The sequence below is a fragment of the Psychrobacillus sp. FSL H8-0484 genome (assembly GCF_038005325.1).
Lineage (GTDB): Bacteria > Bacillota > Bacilli > Bacillales_A > Planococcaceae > Psychrobacillus.
In genome coordinates this window covers 2558213-2576803 of sequence record NZ_JBBOSZ010000001.1, presented here as the reverse complement: position 1 = coordinate 2576803, position 18591 = coordinate 2558213, and the positions used below count along the sequence as shown (strand labels likewise).

At 35.9% G+C, this 18591-nt stretch carries 15 protein-coding genes and 1 pseudogene; 9 read left to right on the top strand and 7 right to left on the bottom strand.

Annotated elements, in window-relative coordinates:
- Positions 1-429 precede the first annotated feature (429 nt).
- Both MHH81_RS12510 and MHH81_RS12505 read left to right on the top strand, forming a co-directional pair.
- Positions 430-1110 (top strand): response regulator transcription factor, encoded by a 681-nt coding sequence (locus MHH81_RS12510; RefSeq protein WP_340921701.1) that lies wholly within the window; start codon positions 430-432, stop codon positions 1108-1110.
- Positions 1107-2942 carry a sensor histidine kinase gene (locus MHH81_RS12505; RefSeq protein WP_340921697.1) on the top strand — a complete coding sequence of 612 codons (1836 nt, stop codon included), beginning with the start codon at positions 1107-1109 and terminating at the stop codon, positions 2940-2942. The genes MHH81_RS12510 and MHH81_RS12505 overlap by 4 nt, the downstream gene beginning before the upstream one ends.
- Positions 2943-3358: 416 nt before the next feature.
- Here MHH81_RS12505 and MHH81_RS12500 read toward each other — a convergent pair whose 3' ends face one another.
- Positions 3359-3895: a hypothetical protein gene (locus tag MHH81_RS12500; protein ID WP_340921694.1), complete on the bottom strand. Its 537-nt coding sequence runs from the start codon at positions 3893-3895 to the stop codon at positions 3359-3361.
- Positions 3896-4664: 769 nt separating this feature from the next.
- On the opposite strand from MHH81_RS12500, the gene MHH81_RS12495 reads away from it, so the two are divergent.
- Entirely contained in the window at positions 4665-5927 is a 1263-nt protein-coding gene (locus MHH81_RS12495) for an ATP-binding protein (RefSeq protein ID WP_340921691.1), read from the top strand.
- Between the two features lie 17 nt (positions 5928-5944).
- Here MHH81_RS12495 and MHH81_RS12490 read toward each other — a convergent pair whose 3' ends face one another.
- Positions 5945-6106 (bottom strand): hypothetical protein, encoded by a 162-nt coding sequence (locus MHH81_RS12490; RefSeq protein ID WP_340921688.1) that lies wholly within the window; start codon positions 6104-6106, stop codon positions 5945-5947.
- A gap of 298 nt (positions 6107-6404) precedes the next feature.
- Between MHH81_RS12490 and MHH81_RS12485 the strand changes: the two genes are divergently transcribed.
- A complete protein-coding gene (locus MHH81_RS12485; protein WP_340921685.1) occupies positions 6405-7310 on the top strand; it encodes a LysR family transcriptional regulator in 906 nt (301 codons plus the stop codon).
- Between the two features lie 61 nt (positions 7311-7371).
- Here MHH81_RS12485 and MHH81_RS12480 read toward each other — a convergent pair whose 3' ends face one another.
- Positions 7372-7839 carry a 2,4'-dihydroxyacetophenone dioxygenase family protein gene (locus MHH81_RS12480; RefSeq protein WP_340921682.1) on the bottom strand — a complete coding sequence of 156 codons (468 nt, stop codon included), beginning with the start codon at positions 7837-7839 and terminating at the stop codon, positions 7372-7374.
- Between the two features lie 295 nt (positions 7840-8134).
- Between MHH81_RS12480 and MHH81_RS21380 the strand changes: the two genes are divergently transcribed.
- The 3 genes and pseudogenes from MHH81_RS21380 to MHH81_RS21375 all read left to right on the top strand — a co-directional run.
- Positions 8135-8329 carry a DUF5316 family protein gene (locus tag MHH81_RS21380; protein ID WP_445678141.1) on the top strand — a complete coding sequence of 65 codons (195 nt, stop codon included), beginning with the start codon at positions 8135-8137 and terminating at the stop codon, positions 8327-8329.
- A gap of 85 nt (positions 8330-8414) precedes the next feature.
- Complete coding sequence (locus MHH81_RS12475; protein ID WP_340921679.1) at positions 8415-8717, top strand: NUDIX hydrolase; 303 nt, start codon at positions 8415-8417, stop codon at positions 8715-8717.
- Positions 8699-8815, top strand: a pseudogene (locus MHH81_RS21375) (putative protein N(5)-glutamine methyltransferase); the annotation flags it as partial. The gene MHH81_RS12475 and the pseudogene MHH81_RS21375, both read left to right, overlap by 19 nt.
- Positions 8816-9028: 213 nt before the next feature.
- Here MHH81_RS21375 and MHH81_RS12470 read toward each other — a convergent pair.
- The 4 genes from MHH81_RS12470 to MHH81_RS12455 all read right to left on the bottom strand — a co-directional run bounded on the left by MHH81_RS12470 (position 9029) and on the right by MHH81_RS12455 (position 15666).
- The gene (locus tag MHH81_RS12470; RefSeq protein WP_340921676.1) at positions 9029-10549 is read right to left on the bottom strand and encodes a CoA-acylating methylmalonate-semialdehyde dehydrogenase; all 1521 of its coding nucleotides are present in this window, start codon (positions 10547-10549) and stop codon (positions 9029-9031) included.
- Positions 10550-10753: 204 nt separating this feature from the next.
- Positions 10754-12115, bottom strand: a complete 1362-nt coding sequence (locus MHH81_RS12465; RefSeq protein ID WP_340921673.1) for an aspartate aminotransferase family protein — start codon at positions 12113-12115, stop codon at positions 10754-10756.
- Positions 12116-12221: 106 nt separating this feature from the next.
- Positions 12222-13781, bottom strand: a complete 1560-nt coding sequence (locus MHH81_RS12460) for a PucR family transcriptional regulator (RefSeq protein ID WP_340921670.1) — start codon at positions 13779-13781, stop codon at positions 12222-12224.
- A 715-nt stretch (positions 13782-14496) separates the two neighbouring features.
- The gene (locus MHH81_RS12455; protein ID WP_340921667.1) at positions 14497-15666 is read right to left on the bottom strand and encodes a PucR family transcriptional regulator; all 1170 of its coding nucleotides are present in this window, start codon (positions 15664-15666) and stop codon (positions 14497-14499) included.
- 154 nt (positions 15667-15820) lie between these two features.
- On the opposite strand from MHH81_RS12455, the gene MHH81_RS12450 reads away from it, so the two are divergent.
- Together MHH81_RS12450 and hydA are read left to right on the top strand one after the other, a co-directional pair.
- Positions 15821-17065, top strand: a complete 1245-nt coding sequence (locus tag MHH81_RS12450; RefSeq protein WP_340921664.1) for a Zn-dependent hydrolase — start codon at positions 15821-15823, stop codon at positions 17063-17065.
- 106 nt (positions 17066-17171) lie between these two features.
- The gene (gene hydA, locus MHH81_RS12445; protein ID WP_340921662.1) at positions 17172-18575 is read left to right on the top strand and encodes a dihydropyrimidinase; all 1404 of its coding nucleotides are present in this window, start codon (positions 17172-17174) and stop codon (positions 18573-18575) included.
- Positions 18576-18591 lie beyond the last annotated feature (16 nt).

Genomic DNA, 18591 nt, shown 5'->3' with positions numbered 1-18591 from the left:
TCTATTAAATATACTCTCCAAACAACTCTGGTTTCCAACTATGAATAGAATGATTTTCTTTTGCGAACATAGTCACTAGAAGGTTGCTGAAGACATGACAAAATGGACTATTAATTTTTTTAGATCGTAGACTTTTATTCGGTATCTTTACTTCATCTTTATTTCGTCAGGTTATACTTTTTTGAAACAGAATTTAAATTTATTGAAACTCAAATATTGAAAGAAGTTAGTACATAACCATTGGTAAACAATTAAATAACAATTGTAGAGTTGCAACATTTTTCTTATTACCAAGTTTGATAGGTTTTTTCCTTTTATATTTACTCTCGCTCGTAATGGGAACGATTTATGCATTTAAGGATGGAGTAATCGAAGAGTTATTGGATAATAAGAATAAAGAGTATCAAAAGAGAGTGTGGGGGTTTGAAAATGCAGTACAAAATTTTAATAGTGGAAGATGAAACTATTTTACGTGAGATAGTGAAAGATTATTTATTAAACGAGGGGTATACGGTAGTTGAAGCTATTGATGGTGAACAAGCAATAGAATCATTTCAAAACAATGCTTTTCATCTAATTATTCTTGATATCATGTTGCCAAAAGTAGATGGATGGACTGTTTGTAGAAGAATCCGTAAGGCATCAAATGTTCCAATCATCATGTTAACTGCTCGTATTGATGAGGATGATACATTACTTGGGTTTGAGCTAGGTGCAGATGATTATGTTGCAAAACCATATAGTCCATCAATTTTATTAGCAAGAGTTAAACGTTTACTTGAAAGTCGATATCGATTGAATGAAGGTTCAATTGATACTTTAACTAAAAATGGCATTTCAGTAGATTTTTCTTCAAGGTTAGTAAAGGTAGAAGGTGTAAATATTAATTTAACACATACGGAATTTGAAATCTTAACGTATTTAATGCAAAATCAAGGAATTGTGATTACAAGAGAACAACTCTTATATAAGGTTTGGGGACATGACTACTTTGGTGATGATCGAACGATCAATACACATATTCGTAATTTGCGAGCGAAATTAGGAACCAAATCAAAATTGATTTCAACGATTATTCGAACAGGGTATAAGTTTGAGGAGAGTTTATGAAATACGGTATTGTTTTAAAATTATTTTTATTAACAACAACGCTATGTTTGTTCATTACAGGTACGATTTATATTGGTCAGACCATATTCTTTAAGCAATACTATGAAAATCAGAAAGTAAATGACTTGAAATCAAGTATCAAATCATTTGAGAAACAATACTTAAAAAGTAATGGAAATGTGCAATCCATCCAGCAATTAGAACAAGATTTTTATCGTACTAACAATACATGGATAACCACATTGGATAAAAACGGAAATATCATATCATCAAATGATTACTATGTAGAAATTAAGATAAATGACGATAAAAATTCAAATCAATTAGTAACGATTCCACTGTATCATTTATTAAAAGGAGAAGATGTTTTTAAAGATACGCCAACCATTACATTAGGTGAGGAAGTGGATCTTTATACGATTGAAAAAAATAATATAATACTCCCGTTTTATCTATATTTTTTGCAGAATGATTCTGATTGGTTAAATCAATTTATTTGGACAAGAATTGATAATGAACTCCAAAAGAATAGTAAAGAATTTAATGAATATAATCTACATGAGAAAATAACATTATCAATTAAATATCATGATCATCCTAATTTTCGAATCAATCAATTTAAAGGAATCGTACAGAATGTCCGATTTCCTGATCAAAATGATGTTTCCAGTATCATTTATAGTAATAGCTTTTTTATGGAGCGTATTAGTGATTTCCAAACAGGCTTATTGTTTAATGGACAAAATCAATTCACAACATTCACAACAGATAATTATGAGAAAAATGGAATAAAATATAAACTGTTCATTGACCCGGTTAAAGATAAAAATGGAAACATTAGTTATATTTTTGCTATGGCTTCCTTACAACCAGTAGATGAAGCTGCACAAATGGTCAACGATTATTTTATCTATTTGATAGCTTTTGTGTTACTACTAACTATTTTGGCTTCCTTTTACTATTCAATCAAAATTGCAAGACCATTATTAAAAATCAACAATTCAACTAGAAAAATTGCAGGCTTAGATTTTTCAGAACGAATTGAATATTACTCTAAAGATGAAATAGGCGATTTATCTCAGAATATTAATTTACTATCGGATACACTACATTCGCACATTACTCAGCTACAGCAAGACATTGAAAAAGAAAAACAATTAGAGAATATTAGAAAAGAATTTATCTCAGGTGTCTCACATGAATTGAAGACCCCACTAAGTATTATGAAAGGTTGTATTTCGATCCTGAAAGACGGTGTTGCTAGTCATAAGAAGGATTACTACTTTGAAGCAATGGAAAAAGAAGTCGACAAGATGGATCGTTTAATTATCGATATGCTTGAACTAGCAAAATACGAGTCTGGAACGTACAAAATGAAAATGGAATCTTTTTATTTAGACAAAGTAATTGAGCATATTTGTCATCAGTTACATTTAGAAATAGAGAAAAAGCAATTAACCATTCATAAAGAATTGACTTCAATAAAAGTTTTAGCAAATCAACATCTTATCGAACAAGTCATTACGAACTATATTACAAATGCAATCCGTTATACACCTTTGAATGAGCATATCTATATTTCGACCATCGTAGAGAATGAACAGGTAAAAGTATGCGTGGAAAATAAAGGGTCACATATTCCAGGTGGCCAATTAGAAAAGGTTTGGGAACGATTCTATCGTGGCGATACGTCTAGACAACGATCAGAAGGTAGTACTGGATTAGGTCTTGCCATTTCGAAAAATATATTAGATCTACATGGTTTGCAGTATGGTGTCATGAATACTTCAGATGGCGTACTATTTTACTTTTACTTAAATACGAATCGTTGAAACGTAATGTATTTAAACATCAGGTTACCATCATATCTTTCATTTGAAGTAGATGACTGTTATTAAATGTGGTATGAAAGAAAAAGGCGTCCTCTTAGCGAACTGACCCAGTTATTGAGACAGGGAACAAATCTCAACTGTGTTTTGATTTGTGTTTTATTTGGTTTTACAGGTACTCCTGCTAATCTTAATTCTCCTGCTCTTAATTTAAATCTGCTGGATAACTTACTCTTGTACCCATAGAAAAACACCTCCAAGTTGTCTTAGGTAATACATACCTGTTTTTCAACTTAAGGTGTTTTTATTTGTCTCAATCTATGGGGTCTGTTCCCAGTCAATAAGAGGAGTCTTTTTTGTTTTACAAAAGAATTTAATATTCGAATTTTCTTAAATTGGTAAAGCGGTGAAACAGAACATTACCTCCAAGGTATTTCAGTTTTGTGCTCAATCATTTGTAATACTTTCGGTTCAATCTCTTTTAATCGTTGTTCCATTGAATGAGAGTTTTTAGGAACTTCTCCATTTTCTTCACCTTGAATCTGCACGGTAATCTGTGCTTTCGCAATGACCTCAAACACTTGTTGTGTAGAAACATTTTTAGATGATGCAATTTCAACAACCGATTTTCCAGTTGCTAATTCTTGTTTTAATTCTGCCCCATTCATATTTAATAAAGAAAATAGGTCCTGATTATTTAAAAAATTATTAGCATAGTAATCAGGCTGACCATCTCTTGTGAAAAAAGCCTCATCAGTAAAACTAAATTCAGTTGGTATTTTTATGCTTTCTTGTACTTTTACTTCTTGTTTTGTTGTATCATTCGATTCTTTGTTAACTATTTGTACCGCTTTTTCTGACTCATTTTTCTGAATTTGTGTAGCATAGGCACTTCCAGTTCCTACTAATAATGCTGTTGAAATACTAAGTACAGTGAATAAATTCTTTTTACCCATTTAAATTCCTCTTTTCATTGTTTTATTTGCCTTACAAAAACGATTATAATTGGACAATGTAAAGATGAAACCAAGACGATATCAATTGGAAATAAAGTTTTTTGTCTTTTGCGAAATTTTAAACCAAAAGATTGCGATTAACTTACCATAAAGATGAAATACATGTCGTTATTGTTTAATTTTTCAAATCCAATGAACCGAATATAGTTTGATTTAAATCCTGTATAAATTTAAACAAAAAAAAATTCTTTTTTCTGGTCTTGTCGATGTTGTAAAACCTATGGAAATTATATAAAGTCTTTCGCATACGATGTCGAAAGTCTTTACATTGATATATGTTTTGGATAGAAAAATTCGTAATTGTTTAATAGAAGTTATAAATATTGTTTTTCTTATTCAAGTAAAGGGAGCTTTAGCGGAAAATCGTTTAGCTGTTAAGACAGCTCTTATTGTACTTAAGAGCAGGTTTGTGAAACATTGACTTTTAAAAAAATTTTAAAAATAGGCTGATTAGAATAACTTATAAAAATAAAAAACACAAGTGGAATAATGATGCCACTTGTGTTTTTTGGCTTTGATTTTAGGTAAAATTTTTAAGCTATGTGTACTTAACAGACTTTTTTATTTCCTCCTTTCATAAATATTTAAAAATTCAAAATTAGGTATATTCATACTTTTCAATTACATGAAATCATGTATAATCATATTAATATTTTGGTTATTTATACTTAATAGACAATTATATTTATAGAAAGAGGGGGAATAGAGCATGGGGATACCTACACTGTTATTAAATGCATTCATTATTATCCTTTGTATTTTTTGCTATCAAATATTTTGGCTAGATAAAGATGGAAAAAAAGTGCGTAATAATGTATTAATTTCCTTTCTTTCATCAATTGCTACTGTTCTTTGTTTGACGTTCCCTATTAGTTTTCATTTCGGATATATTTATGATTTACGGCTTATTCCTATCATTCTAGCCTTTCTATATGGAGGTTTAAGAAGCTTTATTTTTGTCACCTTTGTATATCTTTCTTACCGTTTTTACTTAGGTGGAAACGGCTTTTTACCATCAGTTTTTATTATGGTTATAATGTTCTTTTCTAATATTGCAATATATTATTTTTTTCTACCAGCTTATATAGAGAAAAGAAGAATACTGTTTGGCTCACTGTTGATTCTCATTTGCACTAGTTCTTTTTCTGTTTTTGCTATAATGTGCGAAATAAAGATAAATGGAACAGTCAGCTCTGAATGGATGCAATTTTTATGTAGTTATATAGTAATCAATATTCTTACGGGATTGTTATCAATTTATTTAATTGAAGGAATGATTGAAAAGTTTAAAATGAAAGATAAAATTCAAAGGGCAGAAAAATATTATGTGATAAGTGAATTGGCCGCTTCTTTTGCTCACGAGATTCGAAATCCACTAACTACGGTAAATGGATTTATACAGTTGTTACATAAAAATAAAATCTCGGAAACACATAAGGATGAGTACTTACAAGTCATACTGCAGGAGATAGAAAGGACGCAACTCATTATTGATGAGTATTTATCATTAGGAAAACCACAAAATAATGATAAGAAAGACTCGTTAGATATTAACCTAATTGTCAATCAAGTAATTAACAAAATTTCACCGCTTGCCATCTTACATGATATTGAAATCAAAATAAGTAATAATGATTCGCTTTTTATAAATGCTAATGCTGATAAAATAAAAAAGTGTTTAATTAACATAATTAATAATGGTATTGAAGCGATGGCTAATGGTGGGATACTAAGAATTAATGTGAAAAAGAGAAAGAATAGTATTGTGATTGAGATTATCGATTCAGGCATTGGAATGTCTCCTGTAGAAATAAAGCGAATCGCCATGCCGTTTTATTCATTAAAAGAGGAGGGGACTGGGCTCGGCACTATGATTGCATATGGTATTATTAAAGAATTAAACGGAGATATAGAAATTAAAAGTGAAAAAGGAAAGGGAACATGTTTTTCAATTATTATTCCCTCATTATAAAAGAGCCCCTGTAAGAGTTAACGTTCTTGAACGATTTCCAATGCATTTAATTCACTGATTAATGTAATCATACGTGAATAAGAAGCTTCTGATGGAATGTCATCCGGGACGAGGAAACCACAATCAACTTTGAAATGTAAATCAGTTCTAGGGCGTATCGTATAATGGGGATAGAGCATTGATAGAGCATTCCTCCAGTCTGTTTATGTTTGTGTCGTAACTCTCATAATACAGGATTTGGGGAGGTGCTCTATTTACTTGTCATTTTAAGCTTAGAGCCGCAAGGGATCGATATTATGAAATAAACTCAAGTATAGCTATTATCTAAACAGCCAAGTGGTATGAGTTCATGCATAAAAAGGGGTATAGCCAAAGAAGGTATACCTACTAAATCTCGTATATGTTACTGGTTCTCATTCCCAATCAAACACAATATTTATTTTGATAAGCATTTTTTAATAGAAAAGGAGAAAAACTATGAACTTTGAACAATTACTATATATTGTTGAAGTCGCAAAACACAATTCCCTTTCTATAGCAGCACAGAATCTTTATGTGACTCAATCCGGTATTAGCCAATCTATTACTAGTTTAGAAAAGGAATTGGGGCTAAAAATTTTACATCGCTCAAGGGGACACGGTGCTGTACCAACCGATGAAGGTAGAATCATTCTGAAACAAGCCTACGAAGTGTTAAGAAAAATTGAGGAAATCAAAGAGACCGCCCACTCATTTAATTCCATGGTAGGAGGAGAACTAAAAGTATCTTCCATACCAGGATTGACGACGGTTCTATTAAAGTCTTTAGCTGCTTTTAAACAAGATTATCCACAAGTAAATGTAGAAATAAATGAAAAAAGCGGCTCTTCTGTGATTGAAGATGTTCGCCAGCATAAAACCGACATCGGATTGATTGCCTATTCACCAGATTGGAACATAAACATGGAAGGAATAGCTTTTGAATCACTATATGAAGGGAAGCAGAAAGTCTATGTTTCTAAACATTCTCCCTTAGCGTTTACAGGTGCCATATCTTCACATGAGATACTAGATCAAACGCTCGTTACATATTACGGTGAATTTATGCAATACTTTGTTCATGATTTCTTTAACAAATACCAGCCTATGAAAATTCTATTTACATCAAACAATTCGGACGGCATTCTCCAAGCTATCATTGAAAATTTGGCTATTACATTCGCTCCTGATTTCATCATGAAAAATTATCCCCCTGTCATTAATGGAGATATCATTCCTGTTGATTTGGTGAATAACAGGCGTCTAGATATTTCTTTTGGATTAGTTTTATCCGAAGATAAACATTTATCCATTTTAATAAACAAGTATATTCATTATCTAAAATCTGAAATTACGAAAATATAAGAAAAAAAGAGTTGCCACTTCGTCTAATAGAAGGGCTTCTCTTTTTTTATCAATCTAACTATTAAAATTTAGTCACATCTATAGGTGTAATTCCTTCGGCCGCACAATGATCATGGTATTTTTGCAAGAATGACTGCCAATTATCTCTAGCAATAATTTCTCCATTCTCATTCACATAGTCTAATGTTGCCTCAACAATATTTAACGTAATTACCTCTTCATCTCCTACAGATTCAGGTGTGTGTGAGGATCCAGCGGGCTCATAAACTACATCCCCAGCGTTAGAAACCCAATCATTCTCCATATATCTCCAAGAGCCATTAATGGTATACACAATAACCGTTCCAGGATGGAAATGGGTAGGAAGCTGTGTCCCCGCAGGAACTTTTAACAGGGTAATAGTTTGTCCTGTTACTGGATTAACCTTGAGTAACTTAAAATGAGCCACCCCAAAATAAGGAATCCACGGTAAATCATCTGGACAGATATTACCTGCATCATATACTTCTACAGCGTTTGCACTATTCATTTAAAATCCCCTCTTCTAATGTAAGTTTTGAAATTCGCACATTGATAGCGTATACACTAGGAAGCTCATTAACTATCGCGAATTCTTAATTTTGAGTATATTCGTAATTATTTGTTTATTCAAATTATGGTTTTTAATGTGCAGTTTAATTACATTAATATATACATGCAATTCCCTTACGATTATCATAATTGCGTTTTGATTTGGGCATTCCCTGATTTGAATTTCTAACTAGCTTCCTCCTTAACTTTTGTCGTTGTATGGTTTCGCTTAGTATGACGTACGCCAATGCTCTATTAGGATATCATTCATTTTTTCGGGTGTATTAGTAAGTGGAGATAGAATGTGGGCTAACTTAGCAACTGAATCTGTTGAGGGTAGAAATCAAAGAAATAATGTTAGTTATCGTTCAGCTTTGATTGCAATTCCAATTTTTGTGGTAGCAATTTTGTTTTACTTTTTATTGAACTTCGAGTGCTTAGTTGAATAACAGAATGTTGTTATAGTTAATAGGAAAAAGGATGTCTTTAGGCGAAGTATTACAAAAGGACTTTGTATGAAACGGGGTGACGACTATGTTAAATACGATAATTGATTTACCTGAAGATAAAAGAATTGCAGGTGTACATTGTATTCCAATAACAGAAAATGGAACAATTGTTATGGCGTGGGATAAAGAAGAAAAGCTATTAACGACTATTGGTGGAAGAATTGAAGAGAACGAAAGCATTGATGAAGCACTTGAACGTGAAGCTATGGAGGAAGTAGGTATGACACTTAGTACTAAGAGGATTCCATTTGCATCGTGGTATTGGCAAGCATCGGATACTTATACAGTGTGGTTTTTAGTAAAGGCTATAAGCGACAGGCACTGTTGACAGTCGAGATTTTTGTTCAAAACGGGCTAATAACACAGGTCGCATATTACGACGAACTTGACGCTACTGTCGTCATTGGAACCAGGCCCAACGTTTAGAGCTCTGTAGAACAAAAGAAAACCACTCCTCCCCTGAAGCAAAAGAGTGGTTCTCGTAAGAAAAACTAAATATAGACAACCACCACTTTTACGGTAGAAGTTGCATTTGAGGAGTGTTATGCGACACTTCTCATTTTATATTAATCACTAAAAAAAATCCGGGCGAAGCTTATGCAAGAATGTAGACATCCTAGCACATCCCAATTCACCTAGTTAGTCATTATTACTTGGAAATGCAAATGTTGAATGGGATTCGCTATTTTCTTCAAACCACTTCTCTGAAATTGTTTTTGCTTTTGTGAAGAAGCGGACTTGGTCTGGTCCAAACATATGACCCTCGCCGAATTTCGAGCGTTTCCAGCCGCCAAAGTTATGATAGCCGACTGGGATTGGAATTGGCACATTTACACCAACCATGCCGACTTCGATTTCAGTGGTGAACTTGCGAGCGGCAGCACCATTATTTGTGAAGATTGTAACCCCGTTACCTAGCTCATGCGCATTGATTAATTCGATGGCTTCCTCTAATGAATCAACACGAACCACATTACGAGCTGGTCCAAATACTTCTTGTTCATAAATCTCCATACCTGGTTTGACATTGTCTAATAGCGTAGGGCCTAAGTAGAACCCATTTGAGTTTTCCGCGATGTCTGGGTTGCGACCATCGCATACTAACGTAGCGCCTTCTTCTAAGCTGCGGTCGATAAAACCAATGATTGTTTCCTTGGATTGCTTTGTAATAACGGGTCCAAAATCAACTTCTGGATCTGTATATGGACCTACTTTTAATTTTGATATTTTATCAGCTAGTACTTTTACAAGGTTATTCGCTGTTTCTTCGCCAACCGGAATGATTGTTGAAATGGCCATGCAACGTTGGGAAGCAGACCCATAAGCAGCTCCCAAAAATGCGTTTGCGACTTGTTCTAAGTCAGCATCAGGCATGACAACCATATTGTTTTTACCGCCACCTAATGCTGTGACGCGTTTCCCATGTTTGGAACCTGTTGCATAGATATAATCAGCTACTGGTGTTGAACCAACAAACGAAATGGCTTCAACTGTTGGATTTTCTAGTAATTCATTGACAGTTTCCTTGTCGCCATTGATGACTGTCCAAACGCCATCTGGTAAACCAGCTTCTTTCCACAGTTCCGATAAAAATAGTGCTGAGCAAGGTACGCGCTCGGATGGCTTTAAAATAACGGAATTGCCGACTGCTACTGCCATACTTGTAATAGCAAGTGGCACCATCACAGGGAAGTTAAAAGGGGAAATCGCTGCAACAACGCCAAGTGGTGCTTTAGTTGAGTAAGCATTGATATCCCCACCAACATTTACAGAGTACTCGCCTTTTAGGAGGTGAGGGGCATTGATGGCTAAGTCAACAGACTCTAATCCCCGCGTGATTTCACCCCTAGCGTCTTCAATTGTTTTTCCACTTTCTGTACAAATCATGTCGATTAATTCATCTATATTTTCTGTCATCAATTGACGGAACTTCATGACAATTTCAGCGCGTTTACCAACGGATAGTGCACGCCATGCTGGAAATGCGGCTTTAGCTGTTGCAATTGCGTGTTGCACTTCTTCTTTAGTGGCGATAGGTACACGTGCAATGACTGACCCTGAGCTTGGGTTGAAGACATCTAAGAATTGACCACTCTTTCCAAGAGTGATTTCCCCATTGATGAAATGCCCCAGTTCTTTTACTTCTGTATTGGTTACCATAAAATTAATTTCCTCCTTTGTTTTCGGCTCTATTAAATTCCATTATGGTTTTTAGCGAAAATGGTTGCGCTTTCCAAGGGCAGTAGCTGAGCCAACTCGTCGCTACGCTCCTGTGGGGGGCTTTGCTATACTGCTATTCCCACAGGAGTCAACGCCATTTTCGCATAACAAGTTAACAGCTATAACATAGCCTAGTAATATTGTTTACGGCTGTTGTAAAAGTTCGTTTAAAGCGTTCGTGAATTTTTCTACGATGAAATCCTTTTCTTCCAACGAGATAATAAGTGGTGGTGAAAGTGTGAGAACATTGTTAAAGCCTGCAACAGTTACACCATTTTTTCCGATGATGAGACCCTGATCTTTACATAATCCAATCACTTTATTGACAGCAGCTACGTCGAGTGGGGCTTTACTGTTTTTGTCGCTCACAAGCTCAATGCCGAGTAGTAAGCCTTTACCTCGGATATTACCTACGTTTGGATGGTCTTTTAAACGTTCTTGTAACTCTGCGAGGATGATCGCGCCCATTTCTTCAGAACGTGCAAATAAGTTTTCATTTTCCATGATTTCAATATTTTTAAGGGCAACTGCACAAGCCGCTGGAGAACCACCAAATGTATTTACATGGCGGAAGAAGTCGTACTCCTCGCTACCTGCGAATGCCTCATAAATTTCACGTCGTACAGCTGTTGCAGATAGGGGCATATAAGCGCTTGTTAAACCTTTTGCCATTGTCACAATATCTGGCTGAATGCCATAGTTTTGGAAGCCAAATGCTTTGCCTGTACGTCCGAAGCCACAAATTACTTCGTCAACAATAAGAAGGGCACCATGTTTTTCACAAACAGCTTTCACCCCACGTAAATAATCTTCATGTGGCATAATCACGCCGCCGCCGGTAATAATGGGCTCCAGGATAACTCCCGCGATCGTATCGGAAAACTCCCACGTCATGACATTATCGATAGCCTGAACAGACGGTAGGGCAGAGGGTTCTGTAATATGGTCTTCATTTGCACGGTAAGCATCAGGTGGTGCGACATGAATAAAGCCTGGTGCTAACGGTTCGTATTTGTATTTGCGCTGTGCTTGACCTGTTGCTGCTAATGAACCCATCGTGCTACCGTGGTAGGCACGATACCGAGAGATAAATTTGGTGCGTCCTGTGTGTCCTTTTTGCTGATGATATTGGCGAGCGATTTTAAATGCTGCTTCGTTCGCCTCTGAACCGCTATTCGAGAAAAATACAACGTAATCGTCACCTAATACCTCGCTAATTTTTTCACTCAATTGAATGGCAGGGATGTGACCAACTGATAGCGGTGTATATGTGTTTTTAAGTAATTGGTCGTAAGCAACTTTGGCGATTTCTTCTCGCCCATACCCAACGTTTACACACCATAAACCAGCCATGGCATCTAAGTAACGCTTTCCATCGATGTCAGTGATCCAAGCCCCTTTTGATTTTTCTACGATCATTGTGGCACTTGGATTGTACGGCTTCATCGAATGCCAAACATACTGTTGATCTTTTACTTGCCAATTTTGACCCGTTAAATTCGTCATCGAAAATCACTCCTTTGCTATAAATCTATTATTAAATTTTGGGGAAAATTAAGCATTGTACAAAATGTAAAACAAATGGAATACAACTTTTTACATAAAGGTAAGATTAAGGAGAGGAAGACCATTCAGTTGCCACTAACATCAATTCGAGTGCTAATCGTTTTTCTGGTTTCATAAAATCATGACCAAGCAGTTGTTCGATTTTTTCCAAGCGATGGTACAATGTTTGTCTAACGATAAAGAGACGTTCAGAAGTTTCTTTTTTAAGCCCATTTGTTTGCAAATACACTTTTAAAGTTTCGACTAAATTGCTGTTATGTTTTTGATCATATTCGATGAGTGGATCGATATATTCTGCCACCATCTCCATAATGGCAGGGTTTTTTTGTAATTGAAAAATTAAATGATAAAGGTGTAAATCTTCGTAGAAATACGAAAGATCTTGCGATTTCCATCGGATTTGCAAAGTGTCTTTGGCTGTAGTGAAGCTATTTTTAACATTTTGTAAATTGGTAACGTATTTGCCAACTGCGAGTGAAATTTTGAGCTTAGCATATTTTTTATTATTATCGTGTATCCGTTCAATGGCTTGTTCGATACGATGCTTATATGTCCCTCGCTCACGTAGATTCGCTAAAATGAAGATAAGTTGGTGATTTTTTTCTACTATAAAAGGAAAAAAACCAAACTTCTCAAACACATTTCGTGTAAATAACTTATAGTACGTTAAATCACTATTTTTGCTTTTTTGGATTTGATGGATCATGACAATCCAATGATTCGTAGTGGTAGTTGCATGATGCTCTTGTAAGAAATGCGTCAACTCTTCAATATTGGATACACCATTCAACCATTTCTCTAAAATTTCACGATCCTCTAAACCTTTTTTCTCTTCTATATATAAATCTCGCAATAAATATTGAGATAGTGCAATAACAGTACGATCCAAAATAAGCGCATCGTATTCATTGATGACGCGCAGCGGAGAAAACAAACAAACCTCACCGTAGCGTTGATTGAGGATATTGACATCACAACTGATTAAATGTTTTTCTTTATATTCGACGTTCGATTGCTTTTGCATCATTTCATACTTGTCTTGATGAATATTTGGGATGAAAATCGATCTTTGTCCGTTGAAAGTAAAGATGACCTGCAAGCCTAGATGTTTATATAAATGCATTAAAATTTGCTCGTAGTTGTTGGCAGTGAGTGTGTATTTATTAATTTTTTGTGCATAATCTTCGAGGTTTTTAACGATTTCATATTGTTGATTGATGAGAGTGCTGTGTATTTCTTGTGTGATTTCGACAAAAGCGACTTCCTCTTGAAAAATGATGAGAGGGAAATGATAGTCTGTAGCCAATTGCTGTACTAAATCAGGGATAGTTTGAATGGAGCTACCCAGCTCTATGCATAATCCAGAAGCTTTTGACGCAATTAATTGGTGAATAAATTGTTTAAAGTCATCAACATTGTTTTTTAAATGAATACCGGTCGTTAATATTAATTCATTGCCTTTTAAAAGCTTCGTAGCATCCATATTTTCGACGATATGTACCCATTTGATGATATTTTGTTGTCCATTTGCACCTGCAATCAACTTCGCGCTACTGAATAACTTTTTCGTAAGTACATCTGCTACCGTGAGTGAAAAACCATTCATAATTTCCTCCTCCTAGAACAAGCAGCATTTCTAAAACAATTACGTCAATAAATTCTTTGTGAAAGTTAATGAGAGTTTGTTCAATGAACACGTTGATTTCCGTTACAGGCGGACGCTTTCCAGGGGGCGAGCCTTGAGCCGCATCGGGCCAACGTGATGTTGGTCACGAAGCCGTTACCACATGGATGTGGCGTATTTAGGCTGCGTTCCTCTAGTGCTCCTGCAGGGCCTCAAGTTGCTCGCTGATCCCCTAGGAGTCGCCGCCTTCCACTCAAATCAACTTGATATTTTTAGACAAATTTTTTTTTTACTTTACAAGATAGTCAACGGAGATGGGCCAATCAAATTTTGTGATAGATAGGTTGTAGTTTTATCAGGCGTGTTGATTAGATACACTGTAGGTGATGAGAATCGAGAAAAAATCGTTTTTTTATTAATTTCCCCTTGAAAATAGTATTCACTAAGTTGATGAGAACGAAGGACTGCGTGACTCCAGCGGGAATAGCGCGAGCCGAAGACCCCACAGGCTTGCGCTAGCAAGTCGAGGAGGCTGAGGCCGTGCCCGCAGGAAAGCGCGCAGTCCGAAGTGGACATCAACGATTTTCAAAGGTTAATCAACACACTTGTTGTTTAATATGATTCTGTAATGATTTTTAGAATAACATATTTTGATTGAATTTTCTGATTTATTAGGTCGTGAAAATACAAACTTCAATTATTGATGCGTTAATATATCCTCTATTAAAAAGGCCATGTAAAGATTTGTTTTTGTAAAGGGGTTACTTAGGTCCATATCTAATAGCATTTCTATTTTTTTGATTTTATAAAGGACCGTGTTGCGGTGGATAAATTGTCGTTCGCTAATTTTACTCGTGCTGCCGTTTTCTTCGAGAAAAATACGTAAAAACGATAAATAATCCGTGTTATGCAATTCATCATATCGATGGAGTTGTCCAAGTATATCTTGGCTGAATGATTCGATCAATGTCCGATTTTGCACACCCATAATAATTTTATATGCACCAATTTCTTTGTATTTGTATAAGAAGCGGTTGTTATGCAGTTGCGCTAATTGAATGACAGTGAGCGATTCATCGTAACTTTTTCGGATGTTTTCATAGTCCTTGTGAAAATTACCCTTGCCAATAATTACATTTAAGCTGCTATTTTTCTGTGTGATTTTTTCGTAAATTTCTTCAACTGTTTTTGAGAAGGGGATATTTGGTGTGATTATTTGTGCTCGGTCGATTAGGAAGATGAGGTGATTTTTATACTTTAATCTTAAAAAGCGTTTATATCTGTTTTGGAATGCGAATTGAATCATAACCTCATAGCGGTCAATCCTGCTTTGTGCATCTGTTGTTGTGCAAGTGATGATGGCTAATTCAGAGCCTGGTGGGAATCCGAGTTGTGTTAAGTTTTGTTTAATAGATTCAGCGTGTTGTTTGTAGTGAAACAGTAAGTTGTAAAGCACCTTATCTTCAGTAGATTGTTCTTGCTGGTGAGTGGCGATAAATTGAAATGTTGTTTTTAGAAGATCGGCGACACGACGATCCCAAGGCATTTGAAAAATTGGAAAGTCATGCTCATTGGCAAATTTAATGACCGATTCAGGAATGTCAGGAATGTATGGCCCTGTATTAACGATAAAACCTGCTACTTTTTTTGTGTACGCTAGTTTAACTAGTTGTTCTAAGGATGAATTTTGGTGTGAAAAATTAATGCCTGTTGTCACGACTAATTCATTAGGTCGGCAAAACATAATTAAATCAATGCTTTCTACTACGTTAATACCTGTAACTTTTCGATACATACCACTTTGTCCGGCTACTAATGTCAGCATAGGGAATAGAGCCCCCTCTACGATTTTGCGAATCGTCCCCATAACAACCCTCCCTTATTATGCAAATAATTTACCATAAATAATGTGCACTTGCACAATTTTTTTTAGTTTCCTATCCATATCTTGTAAATCTTTTCTATTTTAGAATTTTAATAATAAACACCTTTTTAGTAATTGTGAAAGAGAGGACTGGCATATGTATAAATGTAATAGTAGTCGTTTGCAAGAGTCAATTGAGCAATTTAGTCAATTTGGAGCTACTGCAAATGGTGGTGTAACGCGTTTGTCTCTTTCTAAAGAAGATAAATTAGCGAGAGACTATTTTTGTGAAGTATGTGAAGAGTTAGGCATGGAGATTAAAGTAGACGACATGGCGAATATCTATGCGATTCTACCAGGAAAAAAAGATTGCCCACCAATCGTAATGGGATCACATTTAGATTCTGTTGAAAAAGGTGGGAGGTTTGATGGCGTCTTAGGTGTTTTAACCGCAATAGAGGCTGTAAGAACGATTAAGGAAAATGACATTGAACTAGACATCCCATTAATGATTGTGAATTTTACGAATGAAGAAGGTGCTCGTTTTGACCCCGCGATGATGAGTTCTGGTGTAGTTGCTTCAAAATTTAGTAAAGACAAAATGATACAGTCTACTGATAAAAATGGCATCACTTTTAATGAGGCGCTTCAAGCTAGTGGTTATGTGGGGGAGAAAGAAAACCGTTTAACAGAAGCCCTCGCATACATTGAACTGCATATTGAACAAGGACCAGTATTAGAAGCGAAGCAACAAGAAATTGGTGTTGTCGAAGGCGTTTTAGGAATGGTTTGTTATGAAATTACGGTTACAGGTGAGTCAGACCACGCTGGAACAACGCCGATGTCGATGCGTAAAGATCCGTTGATTGTAGCGTCTCGCATCATTTCGTATTTACATGAGCATCTTGGGAAAATCGACGAACAACTTGTTTATACATTTGGTCGTATGAATGTTTCGCCTAATATTCATACAGTAATTCCAAACAAAGTTGCACTTACCATTGATTCTCGTCATCAAGATCCAGAAGTAATGCGAAAGGTAGAAGAAATTCTAAAAAGCTTACCGTCAGAGGAAAATGGTTGCTTCGTCCATCCAGTCAAGTTATGGGGGCGTGATACTGTGTTTTTTGATGTAACTATTTGCAATGAAATAGAAAGATCTTGTCAGGACTTTGGCTACTCAAGCCACCGAATGTTCAGCGGGGCCGGTCATGATGCGCAGTATATCGCGAGTTTTATCCCTTCTGCAATGATATTTGTCCCGAGTATTAAAGGGAAAAGTCATTGCGAGGAAGAGGAGACGACATTTGAGGACTGTGCGAAAGGTGCAGATGTTTTACTTGAAACCGTGCTGACGCTGCAAACAAAGTTCGTAATGGGAGAGACATTTACTTTACATTAAATTTTTTAACAGGTGACTTTTTACTTTAATAGTAAAGTTGAAAATAGATTAATCAACACACCAGTTTTTTACGATTAAATTTATCAAGTGAAGGGTGAGGGGTATAGTGAAAAAAATTATTACAGGTGGACTAGTTGCTACGGCTTCAGATGTGTATGAGGCAGATATTTTAATAGAAAACGGAAAAATTGTTCAAATTGGCAAGGATTTATCAGCAGAAGGAGCAGAAATTATTGATGCAACGGGCAAGTACGTGATGCCAGGAGGAATTGATCCCCACACGCATTTAGATATGCCATTTAACAACACAGTGACAGACGATGATTGGAAGTCTGGCACGATCGCAGCTGCATTCGGTGGTACGACGACTATTTTAGACTTTTGCTTATCTGCAGGTGAAGAGAAGCTTTCAGCAGCGGTGGAAAAATGGCATGAAAAAGCAAAGGGAAACTCGGCTATTGACTATGGTTTCCATTTAATGATTGGTGATTTAACGCCTGAGACAGAGGCGGAATTACCGTTATTACTAGAGCAAGAAGGCATAACTTCCGTGAAGGTATTCATGGCTTACGCGAAAGAATTCCAAGCGACAGACCGTACGCTTTTCAAAGCATTCAAAATTGCGAAAGACTTAGGTGCTGTCGTGATGGTGCACTGTGAAAATGGCTCAGTCATCGATGAACTAGTAGAGGAAGCGAAACGTGCTGGTCATACAGAGCCGATTTACCATGCACTGACTCGTCCGGCAGAGTTAGAAGGCGAAGCGACAAAACGAGCAATTGAATTAGCACATATCGCAGGTGCCAAACTTTATGTTGTCCATGTTACTTGTAAAGAAGCAGTCGATGAAATTATTGCAGCGCGTGAGAAGGGGTATGACGTATACGGGGAAACATGTCCACCATATTTAACGCTCGATCAATCTGCTTTAGCACAGCCAGGCTTTGAAGGTGCTAAATATGTTTGGTCACCACCACTTCGTCCTAAGTACCATCAAGAGCATTTATGGAATGCCTTAAAAGCGAAGCAACTGCAAACAATTGGCTCAGATCAATGTTCATTTAGCTTTAATGGGAAGAAGCAATTAGGTATAAATGATTTCTCTAAAATCCCAAATGGTGGACCATTTATCGAAGACCGCTTTGGTATTTTATATTCAGAAGGCGTAGCAAAAGGGAAAATTTCAATCAATGAATTCGTCGATATGATTTCAACAAGTGCTGCAAAGATTTTCGGTTTATACCCACAAAAAGGAACGATTGCAATTGGTTCTGATGCAGATATCGTGATTTTCGATCCTTCGGTAAAACGTGAAATTTCAGCGAACACACATCACATGAATGTCGATTATAACGCTTATGAAGGCTGGGAAGTGACAGGGGAGCCGGTCAGCGTACTATTGCGCGGCGAGTATGTCATTAAGAATAAAGAGTTCGTAGGGGTATTTGGCAGTGGACAATATATAAAACGCGAACTAAAACCAACTGTTACAGATACGATTAAGGTTTAACTAGAAATAAACACAT

Bases quoted from the DNA above. Each gene is read 5' to 3' on its own strand.
- MHH81_RS12455 (WP_340921667.1), bottom strand. From the start codon at position 15,666: ATGGGGACGATTCGCAAAATCGTAGAGGGGGCTCTATTCCCTATGCTG.
- MHH81_RS12500 (WP_340921694.1), bottom strand. From the start codon at position 3,895: ATGGGTAAAAAGAATTTATTCACTGTACTTAGTATTTCAACAGCATTA.
- MHH81_RS12480 (WP_340921682.1), bottom strand. From the start codon at position 7,839: ATGAATAGTGCAAACGCTGTAGAAGTATATGATGCAGGTAATATCTGT.
- MHH81_RS12485 (WP_340921685.1), top strand. From the start codon at position 6,405: ATGAACTTTGAACAATTACTATATATTGTTGAAGTCGCAAAACACAAT.
- MHH81_RS12475 (WP_340921679.1), top strand. From the start codon at position 8,415: ATGTTAAATACGATAATTGATTTACCTGAAGATAAAAGAATTGCAGGT.
- MHH81_RS12450 (WP_340921664.1), top strand. From the start codon at position 15,821: ATGTATAAATGTAATAGTAGTCGTTTGCAAGAGTCAATTGAGCAATTT.
- MHH81_RS12495 (WP_340921691.1), top strand. From the start codon at position 4,665: ATGGGGATACCTACACTGTTATTAAATGCATTCATTATTATCCTTTGT.
- MHH81_RS12505 (WP_340921697.1), top strand. From the start codon at position 1,107: ATGAAATACGGTATTGTTTTAAAATTATTTTTATTAACAACAACGCTA.
- MHH81_RS12465 (WP_340921673.1), bottom strand. From the start codon at position 12,115: ATGACGAATTTAACGGGTCAAAATTGGCAAGTAAAAGATCAACAGTAT.
- MHH81_RS12470 (WP_340921676.1), bottom strand. From the start codon at position 10,549: ATGGTAACCAATACAGAAGTAAAAGAACTGGGGCATTTCATCAATGGG.
- MHH81_RS12510 (WP_340921701.1), top strand. From the start codon at position 430: ATGCAGTACAAAATTTTAATAGTGGAAGATGAAACTATTTTACGTGAG.
- MHH81_RS12460 (WP_340921670.1), bottom strand. From the start codon at position 13,781: ATGAATGGTTTTTCACTCACGGTAGCAGATGTACTTACGAAAAAGTTA.
- MHH81_RS12490 (WP_340921688.1), bottom strand. From the start codon at position 6,106: ATGCTCTATCCCCATTATACGATACGCCCTAGAACTGATTTACATTTC.